This is a genomic window from Acrocarpospora sp. B8E8 (assembly GCF_039871605.1).
Lineage (GTDB): Bacteria > Actinomycetota > Actinomycetes > Streptosporangiales > Streptosporangiaceae > Acrocarpospora > Acrocarpospora macrocephala.
The window spans coordinates 57,385-73,805 of the sequence record NZ_JBDPLV010000061.1 but is presented as its reverse complement, the minus strand read 5'-3'; the positions used below and the strand labels follow the sequence as shown (position 1 = coordinate 73,805).

Annotated in this window: 14 protein-coding genes; 11 read left to right on the top strand and 3 right to left on the bottom strand. The window is 68.9% G+C overall.

Annotated elements, in window-relative coordinates; translation table 11 throughout:
* Window positions 1-166 precede the first annotated feature (166 nt).
* Together ABGB08_RS41110 and ABGB08_RS41105 are read right to left on the bottom strand one after the other, a co-directional pair.
* Complete coding sequence (locus ABGB08_RS41110; RefSeq protein WP_347602008.1) at window positions 167-775, bottom strand: IS607 family transposase; 609 nt, start codon at window positions 773-775, stop codon at window positions 167-169.
* Window positions 776-1,175: 400 nt separating this feature from the next.
* Window positions 1,176-1,949, bottom strand: coding sequence for a maleylpyruvate isomerase family mycothiol-dependent enzyme (locus ABGB08_RS41105; protein ID WP_347602006.1), 774 nt, complete (start codon window positions 1,947-1,949; stop codon window positions 1,176-1,178).
* Between the two features lie 192 nt (window positions 1,950-2,141).
* On the opposite strand from ABGB08_RS41105, the gene uvrA reads away from it, so the two are divergent.
* From uvrA to ABGB08_RS41050, 11 genes are all read left to right on the top strand, one after another.
* Window positions 2,142-4,982 (top strand): excinuclease ABC subunit UvrA, encoded by a 2,841-nt coding sequence (gene uvrA / locus ABGB08_RS41100; RefSeq protein ID WP_347602004.1) that lies wholly within the window; start codon window positions 2,142-2,144, stop codon window positions 4,980-4,982.
* A 619-nt stretch (window positions 4,983-5,601) separates the two neighbouring features.
* Entirely contained in the window at window positions 5,602-6,090 is a 489-nt protein-coding gene (locus ABGB08_RS41095; protein WP_347602002.1) for a Rieske (2Fe-2S) protein, read from the top strand.
* Window positions 6,091-6,695: 605 nt separating this feature from the next.
* On the top strand, window positions 6,696-8,594 hold the full coding sequence (gene uvrC, locus ABGB08_RS41090; RefSeq protein WP_347602000.1) for an excinuclease ABC subunit UvrC: 1,899 nt from the start codon (window positions 6,696-6,698) through the stop codon (window positions 8,592-8,594).
* Between the two features lie 10 nt (window positions 8,595-8,604).
* Entirely contained in the window at window positions 8,605-9,477 is an 873-nt protein-coding gene (gene rapZ / locus ABGB08_RS41085; protein ID WP_155351627.1) for an RNase adapter RapZ, read from the top strand.
* Entirely contained in the window at window positions 9,474-10,418 is a 945-nt protein-coding gene (gene yvcK, locus ABGB08_RS41080) for a uridine diphosphate-N-acetylglucosamine-binding protein YvcK (protein WP_347601998.1), read from the top strand. Before rapZ ends, yvcK begins: the two co-directional genes overlap by 4 nt.
* Before the next feature lie 143 nt (window positions 10,419-10,561).
* Window positions 10,562-11,542, top strand: coding sequence for a DNA-binding protein WhiA (gene whiA, locus ABGB08_RS41075; RefSeq protein ID WP_155351629.1), 981 nt, complete (start codon window positions 10,562-10,564; stop codon window positions 11,540-11,542).
* Window positions 11,543-11,721: 179 nt separating this feature from the next.
* The gene (gap, locus tag ABGB08_RS41070) at window positions 11,722-12,726 is read left to right on the top strand and encodes a type I glyceraldehyde-3-phosphate dehydrogenase (RefSeq protein WP_155360805.1); all 1,005 of its coding nucleotides are present in this window, start codon (window positions 11,722-11,724) and stop codon (window positions 12,724-12,726) included.
* On the top strand, window positions 12,726-13,928 hold the full coding sequence (locus ABGB08_RS41065; RefSeq protein ID WP_347601995.1) for a phosphoglycerate kinase: 1,203 nt from the start codon (window positions 12,726-12,728) through the stop codon (window positions 13,926-13,928). The genes gap and ABGB08_RS41065 overlap by 1 nt, the downstream gene beginning before the upstream one ends.
* Entirely contained in the window at window positions 13,912-14,697 is a 786-nt protein-coding gene (gene tpiA / locus ABGB08_RS41060) for a triose-phosphate isomerase (RefSeq protein WP_347602022.1), read from the top strand. The genes ABGB08_RS41065 and tpiA overlap by 17 nt, the downstream gene beginning before the upstream one ends.
* Before the next feature lie 104 nt (window positions 14,698-14,801).
* The gene (gene secG, locus ABGB08_RS41055) at window positions 14,802-15,032 is read left to right on the top strand and encodes a preprotein translocase subunit SecG (RefSeq protein WP_155351632.1); all 231 of its coding nucleotides are present in this window, start codon (window positions 14,802-14,804) and stop codon (window positions 15,030-15,032) included.
* 71 nt (window positions 15,033-15,103) lie between these two features.
* Complete coding sequence (locus ABGB08_RS41050) at window positions 15,104-15,451, top strand: RNA polymerase-binding protein RbpA (RefSeq protein ID WP_155360803.1); 348 nt, start codon at window positions 15,104-15,106, stop codon at window positions 15,449-15,451.
* A 58-nt stretch (window positions 15,452-15,509) separates the two neighbouring features.
* Here ABGB08_RS41050 and ABGB08_RS41045 read toward each other — a convergent pair whose 3' ends face one another.
* Entirely contained in the window at window positions 15,510-16,421 is a 912-nt protein-coding gene (locus ABGB08_RS41045) for a CU044_5270 family protein (RefSeq protein WP_347601992.1), read from the bottom strand.

Here is a 16,421-nt window from a genome sequence, read left to right as displayed (position 1 = left end):
GCCATCCACTGGTCGCGGATCATCCGGTCGGACAGGCCGACGCCGGCTATCGAGCCGTACTTGCGCCACACCAACGAGCGCACGCGTCCCAAACGCGCGGCCTGCTCGATGAGCTGCCTGTATTTACCGCCGTTGAGATCCTTGCTGTAGGCGATGCGGGTGACCTTCACTCACCGCCGCCCTTCAGTTCCTGCGTGAGCTGCTTCTTGTAGCGGTGCAGGCCGTACAGGTGGCACGAGAAGGTGCGCACGATCGCCAGCAGATCCTCCACCAGCTCCTGCCGGGGGGACAGCGTCTCGGCGTTCGCCACGGTCAGGGTGCAGCCGTTCCGCTCGGCAACGTGCTCGATGTAGTCGAACCCGAACCGGGCGAGCCGGTCTTTGTGCGCGACCGCCAGGTGACCGACCTGTCCGTCTTCGATCCGGTCCATCAGTGCGAGGAACTTCTTGCGGCGCAGGTTCATGCCCCCGCCGATCTCGCTGATCCACTCGTCCACCGCGATACCGGCGCCGAGGCGGAAGGTCTCCATCGCCTCGATCTGCGAGGCGAGGTCGTTCTTCTGGCCCGGCGACGAAACCCGGCAATGCACCACCGTGGCCCGCTTCGGGGCCTCGAAGGACGGGTGTAAGACAGCGCGCACGTCGGACTCGTCGAAGTACCGCTGCCCGGTAGGAGTGCGCTTCGTCGTGATACGGCCCTCGCGCTCCCACCGGCGGACAGTCGATGCCGACCGTCCGATCCTCGCGGCGAACTCGCCAATCCGATACATGCTCATGGCGAGCACGTCTAGACAGCTCCGCACAAGAAATCAAAGTCTAATCAGCCCCTCCTTATAAGTCGGTACGGCCTACGTTATCGAGCCCACGTGATCGTCCCGGAAACCGACCAGAATCGCGGTCCGCGAGGCCCATCCGGAAAAGTCGATCACGAAGAGTTCAGACGGCCAGGGGTTGCCTAGCGTGTGGTTCGCGGGACCTCGCGATCACGCGCTTTCGGACGGCCACAGGCCAGGCGTCGCTCAGCGTGCGGTTCGCGGTGCCCGTGATCATGCGGCTCACACGGTCATAGGCCAGGGGTTGCCTAGTGTGGTTCGCGGAGCTCATGATCACGCGGTTCAGGCGGTCACAGGCCAGGGGTCGCCCAGCGTGTGGTTCGCGGTGCCGTGATCACGTGGTTCAGACGGCCGGGGGCCAGCTGTCCGGGATCTGGGCGGGCAGGCTGGGCGGAGCGGCCTGGAACGGCCAGGAGGGCGGGGTAGGGAGCGGGCCCGAGGCGCTGAGGCGGTGGCCGGTGGTGCGGCCGGTCAGCCAGGCGAGCAGGTCCCGGCGGGAGCCCTGCACGCTGGGGCCCTCACCCAGGCCGGTCCAGGTCTCGTCGTGCGCCTCGTCACCCGCCACGACCCTGATCTCGCTGACCGGCCCCGCGCCGGGGGTCCAGCTGCGCATGGTGTCATGGAAATCCCACACGACATACTGCTCCGGCCAGTCCGGCCAGTCGTAGCCCCGGCCGAGGTCGACGTGGTGGATCTCCACCTCGCGCAGGCGGCGCATCAGCACATACCAGGCCGGGTGGTTCCCGCCGGTCATCGCGCCGACCATGACCGTCCAGTCGCTCTCCGTCATCTCCCCGGCGGCCGCGGCGAACCGGTCCGCGCTCTCCTCCAGATCGGCCAGCTGCTCCTTGGCCGGACGGCCCGCGCCCGCCTCGATATCCGCGTTCCGGACGTCCATGTTCGGATACTGCGGGATCGGGACGCCGGTGCGCGCCCAGGTGAACAGATTGATCAGGCTGTCGCCGCTTCTGGCGACATGGGTGATGACGTGCCCCCGGCTCCAGCCCGGCAGGCGGGACGGCGCGAGGACGTCGGCGTCGGTCAGCGCGGCCACCGTGGTGACCAGGCGCTCGGTCGAGGCCGTGAGCTGGTTCTGGTACGTGTCGAGGACTGACATGAACCCCGATCGTATCCGGCGGCGGCGACAGAAGCGGGACCGGGGAATGTCCAGCGGCCGGTTGACGCTGCATTTACCCTGGATGTGGATGAGGTCGACGGCCGTGTGGCAGGACCTCGCGAAAATGTCAGTGGGTCTGGGTAGCCTGCCCCGTGCACCTCCTGTTGAGACAATCGACCTACCGGGATCGCCGTGGCTGACCGCCTTATCGTGCGTGGCGCACGTGAACACAACTTGAAGGACGTCTCGCTGGACCTCCCGCGAGACGCTCTGATCGTCTTCACCGGGCTGTCCGGCTCCGGCAAGTCCAGCCTGGCCTTCGACACGATCTTCGCCGAGGGCCAGCGCCGCTACGTGGAGTCCCTTTCTGCGTACGCACGGCAGTTCCTGGGCCAGATGGACAAGCCGGATGTGGACTTCATCGAGGGGCTCTCCCCGGCGGTCTCCATCGACCAGAAGTCGACCAGCAGGAACCCCCGTTCCACGGTCGGCACGATCACCGAGGTCTACGACTACCTCCGGCTGCTCTGGGCCAGGATCGGCAAGCCGCACTGCCCGCAGTGCGAGCGGCCGATCGCCAGGCAGACGCCGGAGCAGATCGTGGACCGGGTGCTCGAACTGGAGGAGGGCACCCGCTTCCAGGTGCTCGCGCCGGTCATCCGCGGCCGCAAGGGGGAGTATGCGGAGCTGTTCCGCGAGCTCACCACGAAGGGCTTCGCGCGGGCCCGGGTGGACGGCACGATCATCCGGCTGGAGGAGCCGCCGACCCTCAAGAAATACGAGAAGCACGACATCGAGGTCATCGTCGACCGGCTCGCGGTCAAGGACACCGCGCGGCGGCGGCTGACCGACTCGGTGGAGACCGCCCTCCTGCTCTCCGGCGGCACCATCACCCTGGACTTCGTCGACCTCGACCCGGACGACCAGAACCGGGAACGGTTCTACTCCGAGCACCTCTACTGCCCGTATGACGACCTGTCGTTCGAGGAGCTGGAACCCCGCTCGTTCTCGTTCAACTCGCCGTTCGGCGCCTGCCCGGAGTGCACCGGCCTCGGCACCCGGATGGAGGTCGACCCCGAGCTGATCGTGCCCGACCCCGAGCGCACCCTCGGTGACGGCGCGATCTCGGTCTGGTCCGGCGGCCACACCAGCGACTACTTCGAGAAGCTGATGGAGGGCCTCGGCAACGCCCTCGGCTTCACCCTCGACACCCGCTGGGACCGCCTGTCCAAGCAGGCCCAGAAGTCCCTGCTGCACGGCCACGACGAGCAGATCCACATCCGCTACAGCAACCGGTATGGGCGGGAGCGGTCCTACTACACCAACTTCGAGGGCGCCATCACCTGGGTGCAGCGCCGGCACGCCGAATCGGAGAGCGACGCCGCCCGGGAGAAGTACGAAGGGTATATGCGGGAGGTGCCCTGCCCGGCCTGCCAGGGCAAGCGCCTCAAGCCGGTGTCGCTGGCCGTCACCGTGGGCGGCTCGTCGATCGCGGACGTGTCGTCGCTGTCGATCGGGGAGTGCGCCCGCTTCCTGAGCGGGTTCAAGCTGTCCGAGCGCGACATGCAGATCGCCGAACGGGTGGTCAAGGAGATCAACGCCCGGCTGGGCTTCCTGCTGGACGTCGGGCTCGACTACCTGACCCTCGACCGGGCCGCCGGGACCCTGGCCGGCGGCGAGGCGCAGCGCATCCGGCTGGCCACCCAGATCGGGTCCGGCCTGGTCGGCGTGCTCTACGTGCTGGACGAGCCGTCCATCGGGTTGCACCAGCGGGACAACCATCGGCTGCTGGAGACCCTGATCCGGCTGCGCGACATGGGCAACACGCTGATCGTGGTGGAGCACGACGAGGACACCATCGCCGCCGCCGACTGGGTGGTCGACATCGGCCCCGGGGCCGGTGAGCACGGCGGCCAGGTCGTCGTGTCCGGAACCGTGGACGAGCTGCTGGCCAGCGAGGAGTCGCTGACGGGGGCGTACCTGTCGGGGCGGCGCGAGATCGCGATCCCGGCCAAGCGCCGCAAGCGCGACCGGAAGCGGCAGCTCACCGTGAAGGGCGCGCGTGAGCACAACCTCACCGGCGTGGACGTGGACTTCCCGCTGGGCGTGTTCACGGCCGTGACCGGGGTGTCGGGTTCCGGCAAGTCGACGCTGGTCAACGACATCCTGTACAACGCGCTGGCCAAGGAGCTGCACAACGCCAGGACGGTGCCGGGCCGGCACTCCCGGGTGGTCGGGATGGATCTGCTGGACAAGGTCGTGCACGTGGACCAGTCCCCGATCGGGCGCACGCCCAGGTCCAACCCCGCCACCTACACGGGGGTGTTCGACCACGTCAGGAAGCTGTTCGCGGCGACCACCGAGGCGAAGATCCGCGGTTACCAGCCGGGCAGGTTCAGCTTCAACGTCAAGGGCGGCCGCTGCGAGGCGTGCTCGGGCGACGGCACCATCAAGATCGAGATGAACTTCCTCCCGGATGTGTACGTGCCGTGTGAGGTCTGTCACGGCGCCCGCTACAACCGGGAGACCCTGGAGGTCCACTACAAGGGCAAGACCATCTCCGAGGTCCTGGACATGCCGATCGAGGAGGCCCTGCACTTCTTCGAGGCCATCCCCGCCATCCGCCGCCACCTGGACACCCTCAACGCGGTCGGCCTCGGCTACGTCCGCCTCGGCCAGCCCGCCACCACCCTGTCCGGCGGCGAGGCCCAGCGCGTCAAGCTCGCCTCCGAACTCCAGCGCCGCTCCACCGGCCGCACCATCTACGTCCTCGACGAGCCCACCACCGGCCTGCACTTCGAGGACATCCGCCGCCTGCTCGGCGTCCTCAACCGCCTGGTCGACAACGGCAACACGGTCATCGTCATCGAACACAACCTGGACGTCATCAAGACCGCCGACTGGGTCATCGACATGGGCCCCGAGGGCGGCTCCCGCGGCGGCCTGGTGGTGGCCACCGGCACCCCAGAGGACGTGGCCCTCATCGACACCAGCCACACCGGCGCCTTCCTCCGCAAGATCCTGGGCCTCTAAATGTTGTGTACGCCCCCGGGGCCGTGATGTCGGCGGCCCCGGGGGCGGTCATCGAGGCCGGTCACACCGGCGCGTTCCTGCGCAAGATCCTAGGCCTGTCAGCTTCTCGGCCGTGAACGACCGAGCTTGCAGCTCCTCGCCGTCGATGGCTTCGACGGTTCAGGCCGCGTGCGGCAGCGTGACTCACTGCCCGGCATGGCAGGCCATGCCGTATATCGCGGTGCCGATAACAGATCGTTGGAGCCGTTCCCCGGCAAGCCGGGTGCGTTCAATCCCGTCACCACATCACCAACAGTAACAGCGGGACCACAAATAGGGGAAGTCGTTCCTCTCAGGCCCGAACGCCCTAGGTTGTGGCGGGTGCCGCCTGTCCTGCTCCGCGGGGTTGTGACGGGCGGGGGAGCGGGTGGTTTGGGGAGTCAGAGTACTTTCGGGAAATCGGTAATTGTCCATACTCCGCCCGTTACTGGTGCGGCATGCTGAACCCTCATCGGGGTGACAGCCGTACTTAATGACAACAGACCCCAGTGGAGGGCGAAACATGGATGCTTCCGGCAACCCCTTGCCGATTTCCGGGAATGCTTCGACAGCTGAGCGGCGGGAGCCAACGCGGCGTGCGGTGGTCCTGGGCGTGGGCGGGGCCGGGCTCGCGGTCGCGCTGACGGCGTGCACGGGTTACCAGTCGGGAGGTGGGACCACCGCCGCGGAACCGGCCGACCCTCCGGCCGAGGATCCGCCCGCGGCGGACGTGACCGAGGACAGCGCGACTGAGGACCCAGCTGAGACCGAAGAGGCGGCCCCGGCGGAGGAGGCTCCCCCGGCGGACGCCTTCGCGAAGACGGCCGACATCCCGGAGGGCGGCGGCAAGATCTTCGAGAACGAGAAGGTCGTGATCACCCAGCCCACCGCCGGGCAGTTCAAGTGCTTCACGGCCGTCTGCACCCACCAGGGCTGCACGGTGGCCAGCATCTCCAACGGCACCATCAACTGCCCCTGCCACGGCAGCCGCTTCAAGATCGAGGACGGCTCGGTGGCCGGCGGCCCCGCCAAGGGCCCCCTGGAGGAGAAGCAGATCAGCGTCTCCGGCGACAGCATCGTCCTGGCCTGACCCGCACACCACGCCACACACCGAAACGCCACACACCGAGAAACCACAGCGTCAGAACGTCACGACGCCACCGATCGGCGGGGAGCCCGCGCGCTCCTCGCCTTCGCGGCCATCAGCGCGGCCGCGACCGTCGGGTTGGCCTATACAACCCCCGGGCCGGATATATCCGGCCCGGTCATTGACTGCGAGATCCGTCCGCTGTGTGGCCGGATGTGTCTCGCGCGCGCCGATACTCCTGGGGTGGAGGGCTGCCCGCGGCTACGGGAAGCCCTTTCGGCGCGCACCGGCCCCGCGTCCCCCGCCATGGTGGGCGCGGGGCCGGGCCCTTCCGCGCCCGGCCGCGACCGCCCCCGATGATGGGTGAGCCCACGCCGGTCATGGCCGCTCGCACCCAGGGTGGATTCAAGGTCGCAGACTTATGCCTGATTATGTTGTAATGTCCGGATTTGAGTAGCCATGGAATCCGGCGAACTATTCAGGCGCGCGACTTTGAAATCGCCCTGGCCCGCGCCGGAGGACCGCGTAGGCCTCTTCCAGCCCGCCTTCACGGCGTCGGCCTCGCTGGGCCAGACGGGAATGTCGGTGCGGGACAGTAGGCTTTGAGAGTGGCAGATCCGGCAACTTATCGGCCAGCGCCCGGATCGATTCCCGAGTCGCCCGGGGTCTATCGATTCCGGGATCCCAGCGGCCGGGTGATCTACGTGGGCAAGGCGAAGAGCCTGCGGCAGCGGCTCAACTCCTACTTCGCGGATTTCGCGAGCCTGCACTTCCGGACCCAGTCGATGCTCACCACCGCCGCCCGGGTGGACTGGACGGTGGTCCGCACCGAAGTCGAGGCGCTGCAGCTCGAATACTCGTGGATCAAAGAGTTCGATCCCCACTTCAACGTGAAATACCGCGACGACAAGTCGTATCCGTACCTGGCGGTCACGATGGGGGAGGACTTCCCCCGCGTGCAGGTGCTGCGCGGGGCCAAGCGCAAGGGAACCCGCTACTTCGGGCCTTACTCGCACGCGTGGGCGATCCGGGAGACCGTCGATCTGCTGCTGCGGGTCTTCCCGATCCGGTCCTGCTCGTCGGGCGTCTTCAAACGGGCGGGGCAGATCGGGCGGCCGTGCCTGCTCGGCTACATCGACCGATGCTCGGCGCCCTGCGTGGGCCGGGTCACCCCGGACGAGCACCGCGCCCTCGCCGAGGACTTCTGCGACTTCATGGCGGGCAACACCACCCGGTTCATCAAGCGGCTCGAACACAAGATGCGGGAAGCCTCCGCCGTCCAGGAATACGAGCTGGCCGCCCGGCTGCGCGACGACGTGCAGGCCTTGCAGAAGGCGCTGGAGAAGCAGGCCGTCGTGCTCGGCGACGCCACCGACTGCGACGTCATCGCCCTGGCCGAAGACCCCCTGGAAGCGGCCGTGCAGGTGTTCTACGTGCGCGGCGGCCGGATCCGCGGCCAGCGCGGCTGGGTGGTCGACAAGGTCGAGGAGACCACCCCGGGCGAGCTGGTGGAGCACTTCCTGCTCCAGATGTACTCGGAGTCCGAGATCCCCAGGGAGATCCTGGTCCCGGCCGTGCCGCCCGACCACGACGCGGTCCTGGAGCTGCTGGAGGAGCAGCGCGGCTCCCGGGTCGACGTCAGGGTGCCCCAGCGCGGCGACAAGAAGTCCCTCATGGAGACCGTCGAGCGCAACGCCAAGGAGGCCCTCACCCAGCACAAGCTGCGCCGCTCCAGCGACCTGACCACCCGCGGCAAGGCGCTCCAGGAGATCGCGGACGCGCTGGAACTCGACCAGGTCCCGCTCCGGATCGAGTGCTACGACGTCTCCCACATCCAGGGCACCAACGTGGTCGCCTCCATGGTCGTGTTCGAGGACGGCCTGGCCCGCAAGAGCGAGTACCGCCGCTTCCAGATCAAGAGCGCCGAAGGCGACGTCGCCTCCATCCACGAGGTCATCTCCCGCAGGTTCAAGCGCTACCTGGAGGAGCGCAGCGCCACCGGGGAGCTCGGCGGGGAGCCCGTCGGGGAACCCATCGACCCGGAGACCGGGAAACCGCGCAAGTTCGCGTACCCCCCGAATCTGGTCGTGGTGGACGGCGGGCCCGCGCAGGCCGCGGCCGCCCAGCGGGCGCTGGACGAGCTCGGCGTGGACGACGTCGCCGTCTGCGGCCTGGCCAAGCGGCTGGAGGAGGTCTGGCTGCCCGGCGACGACCAGCCGGTCATCCTGCCGCGCTCCAGTGAGGGCCTTTACCTGCTGCAACGCGTGCGCGACGAGGCACATCGCTTCGCCATCACCTACCATCGAGCCAAGCGGTCCAGAACACTCAAGGAGAGCGCGCTGGACGAGGTTCCCGGCCTTGGCCCAGCGCGGCGGCAAGCACTTCTGCGACACTTCGGATCCGTGAAACGGTTGAGCGACGCCACCGCCGAGGAGATCCGCGAGGTTCCGGGCATCGGTCCTTCGACGGCCGAGGCCATCGTCGCGGCGTTGCAGGGAGAGAAATGAGCCAGAAGAAATGAACCAGCCCAGTGATCCCGCGTTCGTGCTCGTCACGGGCATGTCCGGGGCCGGGCGGAGCACGGCCGCGAAGGCGCTGGAGGACCTCGGCTGGTTCGTGATCGACAACCTGCCGCCGGGGCTGCTGTTCTCGCTGGCCGAGGAGGCGGGCCGGGTCAAGCTGGCCGCCGACAAGGTGGCCGCCGTGGTCGACGTGCGCTCGCTGGCCTTCACCAGCGACCTGAACGCGGCCATCGAGGAGCTGGACGGCCGCGGCGTCGGGGTCCGGGTGGTGTTCCTGGAGGCCAGCGACGACGCGCTGGTGCGCAGGTTCGAGAACGTGCGCCGCCCGCACCCGCTGCAGGCCGACGGCCGCCTGGTGGACGGCATCGACCGCGAGCGCGGCATCCTGCGCGAGGTCCGGGCCAACGCCGACCTGGTGATCGACACCTCCAAGCTCAACGTGCACGAGCTCCGCAGCAAGATCGTCTCCTTCTTCGGCGGCGAGGACCGGCCCGGCCTGAAGGTCAACATCGTCTCCTTCGGCTACAAGTACGGCCTGCCCGTCGACGCCGACCTCGTCGTCGACTGCCGATTCCTGCCCAATCCCCACTGGGTCCCGGAACTTCGCCCAATGAGCGGGCTCGACGGCCCGGTAAGGGAGTACGTTCTGGGGCAGCCCGGTGCGAAAGAGTTCCTCGACGGCTACGAGGAACTGTTCGGCGTCGTGGCGGCGGGGTACACCCGCGAGGGCAAGAGCTACGCCACGCTGGCCGTCGGCTGCACGGGGGGCAGGCACCGCAGCGTCGCCATGGCGGAGCAACTGGGCGGCAGGCTGCGCGAGCGCGGCATGGAGGTGCAAGTGAGCCATCGGGATGTGGGTCGCGAGTGAGTGAACCGGCCCCGGCCGCCAAAGTCGTCGCGCTGGGGGGCGGCCACGGGCTGCACGCGTCGTTGTCGGCGCTCAGAAGGGTCACGGCCGACCTGACGGCCGTCGTCACGGTGGCCGATGACGGCGGGTCCAGCGGGCGGCTCAGACGCGAACTGGGCGTGCTGCCCCCGGGTGACCTGCGGATGGCGCTGGCCGCGCTGTGCGGGGACGACGAGTGGGGGCAGACCTGGAGCCGGGTGGTCCAGCACCGGTTCAGGAGCGAAGGCGAGCTGCACGGCCACGCGGTCGGGAACCTGCTGATCGTCGCCCTGTGGGAGCTGCTGGACGACCCCGTGCAGGCGCTGGAGTGGGTGGGCCGGCTGCTGGGCGCGCACGGCCGGGTGCTGCCCATGGCCGCCGTCCCGCTGGACATCCAGGCCGAGGTCGAGGTGGACGGCACGATGACCACGGTGCGCGGCCAGGTCGCCTGCGCGCTCACCGCCGGCCGGGTCCAGGCCATCTCGCTGGTGCCGCCCGACCCGCCGGTCTCGCCGGAGGCGATCAAGGCCATCCACGACGCCGACTGGGTGGTCTTCGGCCCCGGCTCCTGGTTCACCAGCGTGCTCCCGCACCTGAAGGTCCCCGAACTGGCCCGCGCGCTGTACGCGACGAGCGCCCGCCGCCTGGTCATCCTCAACCTGGCCCCCCAGCCGGGCGAGACCGACGGCTTCTCCCCCCAGAAGCACCTGGAGGTGCTCCGCCAGCACGCCCCCGCCCTGCTGGTCGACGCCGTCCTGGCCGACACCTCGGTGACCGAGGACCCGACCGAGCTGGAGAAGGCCGCGGTGGCCCTCGGTGGACGCCTGGTATTAGCTGATGTGGGAGCATCTGACGGGTCCGCGCGGCACGATGCACCCCGTCTTGCCCAGGTCCTGGACGAGATTTTCCGCGAGAAGCGGTGATCCTCCCTGCCCAGGGTGCGAGAGACTGACCACGGCGCTCCGGTGCCTGATCTGAGTAGCGTGGGGAAGCGACAACCCCCGACGGCCCCAGCGAAGCCACCGGTTGATTGCCGACACACATATTCTCGGGGAGGACACTGGCGATGGCGATGACGGGTGTAGTGAAGGATGAGCTGAGTCGCCTTCCCGTGTTGAAACCCTGCTGCCGCAAGGCCGAGGTGTCCACGCTGCTGCGCTTCGCCAGCGGCCTGCACCTGGTCGGGGGCCGGATCGTCATCGAGGCCGAACTCGACACCAACGTGACGGCGCGGCGGCTCATCAAGGACATCGGCGAGGTCTTCGGCCACAAGGCCGAGGTGCTCGTGCTGGCCCCGGCCGGGCTGCGGAAGGGCTCCCGGTACGTGGTCCGGGTCTACAAGGACGGCGAGGCCCTGGCCCGGCAGACCGGCCTGATCGACAACCACGGCCGCCCGGTGCGCGGCCTGCCCCGCCAGGTGGTCTCGGGGGCCACCTGCGACGCGGAGGCGGCCTGGCGCGGGGCGTTCCTGGCGCACGGCTCGCTGACCGAGCCCGGCAGGTCGATGTCGCTGGAGGTGACCTGCCCGGGGCCGGAGGCCGCGCTGGCCCTGGTCGGCTCGGCCCGCCGGTTGAAGATCCACGCCAAGGCCCGCGAGGTGCGCGGCGTGGACCGGGTGGTGGTCAGGGACGGGGACGCGATCAGCGCGCTGCTGACCCGGCTCGGCGCCCACGACAGCGTGCTGGCCTGGGAGGAGCGGCGGATGCGCCGCGAGGTGCGGGCCACCGCCAACCGGCTGGCCAACTTCGACGACGCCAACCTGCGCCGCTCGGCCCGCGCGGCGGTGGCGGCCGGGGCCCGGGTGCAGCGCGCCCTGGAGATCCTCGGCGACGACGCCCCCGAACATCTGGTGGTGGCGGGGCGGCTGCGGGTGGAGCACAAGCAGGCGTCCCTGGAGGAACTCGGCCAGATCGCCGACCCGCCGCTGACCAAGGACGCGATCGCCGGGCGGATCCGCCGCCTGCTCGCGATGGCCGACAAACGCGCCCAGGACCTCGGGCTGCCCAACACGGAGGCGAACTTGACCGCGGACATGCTCTCGGGCTGATCAGCCGATGAAGAGCGGGCCCCCGGAAGCGGGACGGTTTACGGCAATCTGTAAGATTTAGTGTCAGTTTTATGACGTCTCGACCTGTGGGACCCTCGCGTGGTCTAAACCAATTTCAGTCCGATAGGGTCTGCACCGAGGTTTCAGTCACGTAACGACGCATGAGGAGATCGGATCACGTGAGCATCCGCGTAGGCGTGAACGGCTTCGGCCGTATCGGCCGCAACTTCTGGCGTGCTGCCGCCGCCAGCGGCAAGGACATCGAGATCGTCGCTGTCAACGACCTGACCGACAATGCCACGCTCGCCCACCTGCTGAAGTACGACAGCATCCTGGGTCGCCTGCCGTACGAGGTGAAGGCGTCGGCTGACGAGATCACGGTGGACGGCAAGGCCATCAAGGCGTTCGCCGAGCGCGATCCGGCCAAGCTGCCCTGGGGCGACCTGGGCGTGGACGTGGTCGTGGAGTCGACCGGCTTCTTCACCGACGCCAACAAGGCCAAGGTGCACGCCGAGAACGGCGCCAAGAAGGTCATCATCTCCGCTCCGGCGAAGAACGAGGACGTCACGATCGTGATGGGCGCCAACCACGGGACGTACGACCCGGCGGCGCACACGATCATCTCCAACGCCTCCTGCACCACCAACTGCCTGGCCCCGCTCGCGAAGGTGCTCAACGACACCTTCGGCATCGAGAAGGGCCTGATGACCACGATCCACGCGTACACCCAGGACCAGAACCTGCAGGACGGGCCGCACAGCGACCTGCGGCGGGCCCGCGCGGCCGCGATCAACATCGTGCCCACCTCCACCGGCGCGGCCAAGGCCATCGGCCTGGTGCTGCCCGAGCTCAAGGGCAAGCTGGACGGCTACGCGCTGCGCGTGCCGATCCCCACGGGCTCGGCCACCGACCTCACCGTGGAGCTCAAGCGCGAGGTCACCGTCGAGGACGTCAACGCCGCGTTCAAGGCCGCCGCCGAGGGCGCCCTCAAGGGCTACCTCAGCTACACCGAGGACGACATCGTCTCCGCCGACATCGTCACCGACCCCTCCTCCTGCATCTTCGACGCCGGCCTGACCAAGGTCATCGGCAACCAGGCGAAGGTCGTCGGCTGGTACGACAACGAGTGGGGCTACTCCAACCGCCTGGTGGACCTCATCGAGTACGTGGGTGCCTCACTCTGATGCGTGGCCTCGACGAACTCGACGTGAAGGGTCGGCGCGTGCTCGTGCGCGCCGACCTGAACGTGCCGCTGGACGGGGAGACGATCACCGATGACGGCCGGATCCGGGCCTCGGTGCCCACGATCCGCAACCTGGTCGATCGCGGCGCGATGGTGATCGTCTGCGCGCACCTGGGCCGGCCGAAGGGGTCGCCGAACCCGAAGTTCTCGCTCGCCCCCGTCGCGAAGCGCCTGGCCGAGCTGCTCGGCGAGCCGGTGGACTTCGCCACCGACGTGGTGGGCGAGTCCGCCCAGGCCACGATGGCGGGCCTGCGCGACGGCCAGGTGGCGCTGCTGGAGAACCTGCGCTTCGAGCCGGGCGAGGAGTCCAAGGACGACGCGGAGCGGGCCCTGTTCGCGGGCAAGCTGGCCGCGCTCGCCGACCTCTACGTGGGTGACGGCTTCGGGGCCGTGCACCGCAGGCACGCCTCGGTCTACAACGTGCCCCGGCTGCTGCCGCACGCGGCGGGCGGCCTGGTGCTGGCCGAGGTCGAGGTGCTGAAGAAGCTCACCGAGGACCCGGCCCGCCCCTACGTGGTGGTGCTCGGCGGGGCGAAGGTGTCCGACAAGCTCGGCGTCATCGCCAACCTGCTGACCAAGGTGGACCGGCTGCTCATCGGCGGCGGCATGGCCTACACCTTCCTCAAGGCGCAGGGGCACGAGGTGGGCAACTCGCTCCTGCAGGAGGAGAAGCTCGGCGACGTGCGCGGTTTCCTGGACGAGGCCGCCGCGCGCGGGGTCGACCTGGTGCTGCCGGTGGACGTGCTGGCCGCCGACGGTTTCGCGCCGGACGCCGCGTTCGAGGTGGTGGACGCCACCGCGATCCCCGCCGACAAGGAGGGCCTGGACATCGGCCCGCGCACCCGCGAGCTGTTCGCGAGCAAGCTGGCCGACGCCAGGACGGTGTTCTGGAACGGGCCGATGGGCGTGTTCGAGTTCGACGCGTTCGCCGGGGGCACCCGCGCGGTCGCCGAGGCCCTGATCGCCTCGGACGCGTTCACGGTCGTCGGCGGCGGCGACTCGGCCGCGGCCGTGCGCAAGCTGGGCCTGCCCGAGGACGGGTTCTCCCACATTTCCACGGGAGGCGGCGCTTCCCTCGAATACCTTGAGGGCAAGACCCTGCCGGGCCTGGCCGCGCTGGAGGACGATCACGTTGAGTCGTAAACCGCTGATCGCCGGCAACTGGAAGATGAACAAGAACCACCTTGAGGCGATCAAGCTGGTTCAGGAGCTGGCGTTCTCGCTCACCGACAAGGACTTCGACAAGGTCGAGGTCGCGGTGCTGCCCCCGTTCACCGACCTGCGCAGCGTGCAGACCCTGGTGGACGGCGACAAGCTCCGGATCGAGTACGGCGCGCAGGACCTGTCCGCGCACGACGCCGGCGCCTACACCGGGGAGATCTCCGGGGCTCAGCTGGCCAAGCTCGGCTGCGCGTTCGTCCTGGCCGGGCACTCCGAGCGGCGGCAGTACCACGCCGAGGACGACGCGCTGGTCAACGCCAAGGTGAAGGCCGCCTACCGGCACGGGATCACGCCGATCCTGTGCGTGGGGGAGGGGCTGCCCATCCGGCAGGCCGGGGACCAGGTGCCGTACACGATCGCGCAGGTGGACGGGGCGCTGGAGGGTGTCAGCGCCGAGCAGGTGAAGTCGATCGTCGTCGCGTACGAGCCGGTGTGGGCCATCGGCACCGGGGAGGTCGCCACCCCGGAGGACGCGCAGGAGGTCTGCGGGGCCATCCGGACGCGACTCGCCGGGCTCTATGACCGCGAAGTGGCCGACGCCGTCCGTATCCTTTACGGAGGCTCGGTGAAGTCCGACAACACCGCGGGGATCATGGCCAAGCCCGATGTCGACGGCGCGCTCGTCGGCGGAGCTAGTCTGGATCCGGGAGAGTTCGTCAAAATTTGCCGTTTTGGCGAGATGTCGGGCTAGCTCATCGGTTTAGGGGGTGCGACTTGACAACAAGTCGTACCCTTCAAAGAGCAAGATTGAATCGTCGTCATGCCGCATAAGGCGCTACCGGGAACAGGTCTACGGTGACTATCGGAATCTCCATCGCGCTCATTCTGTCGAGCCTCCTCATGATCCTTCTCGTCCTGCTCCACAAGGGCAAAGGCGGAGGTCTGACGGACATGTTCGGCGGTGGCTTCGCGTCGTCGTTCGGTGGCTCGTCCGTCGTGGAACGTAACCTCGACCGCCTCACGATCATCACGGGTTCCGTGTGGTTCGTGTGCATCATCGCGCTCGGCCTGCTACTCAAGCCGTAGCAGTCCGCCGCGTGACATAGATTCATTTCTCCCCCGCTATTCTCGCGGGGCGATCGAGGAGGAGTTCATCCGTGGGTAGTGGCAACGCGATCCGTGGCAGCCGAGTCGGCGCCGGTCCGATGGGCGAGGCCGAGCGTGGCGAGGCGGCCCCCCGCGTGCGGGTCTCGTTCTGGTGCGCGAACCTGCACGAGACGCGGCCCAGCTTCGCCAGTGACGCGGCCGTGCCCGAGCACTGGGACTGTCCCCGGTGCGGGCTGCCGGCCGGTCAGGACGAGGCCAACCCGCCCGCTCCGCCGCGGAACGAGCCGTACAAGACGCATCTCGCGTATGTGAAGGAACGCCGTAGCGACAATGACGGCGCCCAGATCCTCGCGGAGGCGCTGGAGCGACTGCGCTCGTCTTCTCGCCCGATTTACTAGCTGGTACGGCCTGAGGCCCCCGACTTCCACCAAGTCGGGGGCCTCAGCCATTCAGTATCTAGCGGACAGCCTCGGGCAGGTCGTCCGTCCACTCGGCCGCCTCTACGACCGAGGTGCCGCCGGCCTTGCCTGTGCCGGTGAAGGCCGATTCGCGCAGCCGGGCTGCCTCCGGGTCCACGATCAGCCTGAGCTCGCCGTCCTCACGATCGATCGAGAGGCTCTCGCCGCCGTCGACCGTGCCGAGGCTCCGGACGTTGGGTAGCGAGGCGAGCGCGCGGAAGGCGGCCGCGCGGACCTTCGGCGGCGCCGGCATGGTGGACAGCACGTCGATCAGCGGGACGATGCGGGCGGTCTCCTTGTTCAGCGGCTCGCCGGCGTGCGCGACGAGCCACGTCACCAGCTCGTCCGGGTCCGTGGGGAGCCGCTGGATCTGCTCGTAGCTCAGCCTGGTGCCCTCCAGATCGAAGCCGTCGGACCAGTGCGAGGCGTTGTCGTCGTTGTCGGTGACTTTGCCTTCCTCATCCAGCCGGACCCACGATTGGCCGTCGTGCCGGGTCCAGGTCTCCACGGATGCCTTTCCTGTGTCGCCCCGGGGGGTGGTCTTGGTGTAGGCGGTTTTGACGTACCAGTAGGTGCCCGACTCCTCGGGGGTGGCCGCCGCGACGGTCGCGGCGGCGAGCAGGATCTGCCGCCCTGACTTCTGTACGGCGGACGGCGGGGTGCCGGGGGTGACGGCGGGCGGGCCCGAAGGTGCGGCGATCACCACCGCGATCGCCGCGGCGCCCGTGGCCAGGACCGCTGCCGCGGCCAGCTGTATGCGCGTCCTCGACGGCGAGAACCGGCGGTCGCGCCCGCGGGATGGCGGGATGGCGGCGTGCTGGAGCAGGGCCGCGCGGGCGGCCGTGTAGGCGGCGGGTGAGGGGGCGGCGGGCCGCGGCCGGGCCGCGTGCAGCAGCTCGATGTCGTCCAT